Here is a 1,464-nt window from a genome sequence, read left to right as displayed (position 1 = left end):
TCGATGGGAAGCAGGTTAATATTCCTGCACGACTTGTAATTGCGATGGGGGGACGGAGAAGGCTAGGTGGGCCAGGCGACGGTTGTCCTGGTGAAAGTGCGTAGGTGGTGTTTCTAGGCAAATCCGGAGACACAACACTGAGACACGAGACGAACACACTACGGTGTGGAAGCCATTGATGCCCTGCTTCCAGGAAAAGCCTCTAAGCTTCAGATTACAAGTCATCGTACCCCAAACCGACACAGGTGGTCGGGTAGAGAATACCAAGGCGCTTGAGAGAACTCGGGTGAAGGAACTAGGCAAAATAGAACCGTAACTTCGGGAGAAGGTTCGCTCTTGACAGTGAAGTCCCTTGCGGATGGAGCAGTTGGGAGTCGCAGTGACCAGATGGCTGGGACTGTTTATCAAAAACACAGCACTCTGCAAACACGAAAGTGGACGTATAGGGTGTGACACCTGCCCGGTGCCGGAAGGTTAATTGATGGGGTTAGCGCAAGCGAAGCTCTTGATCGAAGCCCCGGTAAACGGCGGCCGTAACTATAACGGTCCTAAGGTAGCGAAATTCCTTGTCGGGTAAGTTCCGACCTGCACGAATGGTGTAACCATGGCCATGCTGTCTCCACCCGAGACTCAGTGAAATCGAATTCGCCGTGAAGATGCGGTGTACCCGCGGCTAGACGGAAAGACCCCGTGAACCTTTACTACAGCTTGGCACTGAACATTGAACCTACATGTGTAGGATAGGTGGGAGGCTTTGAAGGCGTGACGCCAGTTGCGCTGGAGCCGTCCTTGAAATACCACCCTTGTATGTTTGATGTTCTAACGCAGGGCCCTGAATCGGGCTCGCGGACAGTGCCTGGTGGGTAGTTTGACTGGGGCGGTCTCCTCCCAAAGAGTAACGGAGGAGCACGAAGGTTGGCTAATCCTGGTCGGACATCAGGAGGTTAGTGCAATGGCATAAGCCAGCTTAACTGCGAGACGGACAGGTCGAGCAGGTACGAAAGTAGGTCATAGTGATCCGGTGGTTCTGAATGGAAGGGCCATCGCTCAACGGATAAAAGGTACTCCGGGGATAACAGGCTGATACCGCCCAAGAGTTCATATCGACGGCGGTGTTTGGCACCTCGATGTCGGCTCATCACATCCTGGGGCTGAAGTCGGTCCCAAGGGTATGGCTGTTCGCCATTTAAAGTGGTACGCGAGCTGGGTTCAGAACGTCGTGAGACAGTTCGGTCCCTATCTGCCGTGGGCGTTGGATGATTGAAGGGAGTTGCTCCTAGTACGAGAGGACCGGAGTGAACGAACCTCTGGTGTTCGGGTTGTCACGCCAGTGGCACTGCCCGGTAGCTAAGTTCGGAATCGATAACCGCTGAAAGCATCTAAGCGGGAAGCGAGCCCTGAGATGAGTCATCCCTGACCCCTTGAGGGTCCTAAAGGGCCGTTGGAGACCACAACGTTGATAGG

At 54.2% G+C, this 1,464-nt stretch carries 1 rRNA gene; it reads left to right on the top strand.

Annotated features, from left to right (window positions below):
* Positions 1–1,464: ribosomal RNA gene (locus ACB035_RS20430) — 23S ribosomal RNA — on the top strand; the annotation flags it as partial.

It is taken from the genome of Aeromonas sp. S12(2024) (assembly GCF_041402305.1).
GTDB lineage: Bacteria > Pseudomonadota > Gammaproteobacteria > Enterobacterales > Aeromonadaceae > Aeromonas > Aeromonas veronii.
Note: the sequence above shows the minus strand (reverse complement) of the source record. Positions and strands in the feature narration are given on the sequence as shown.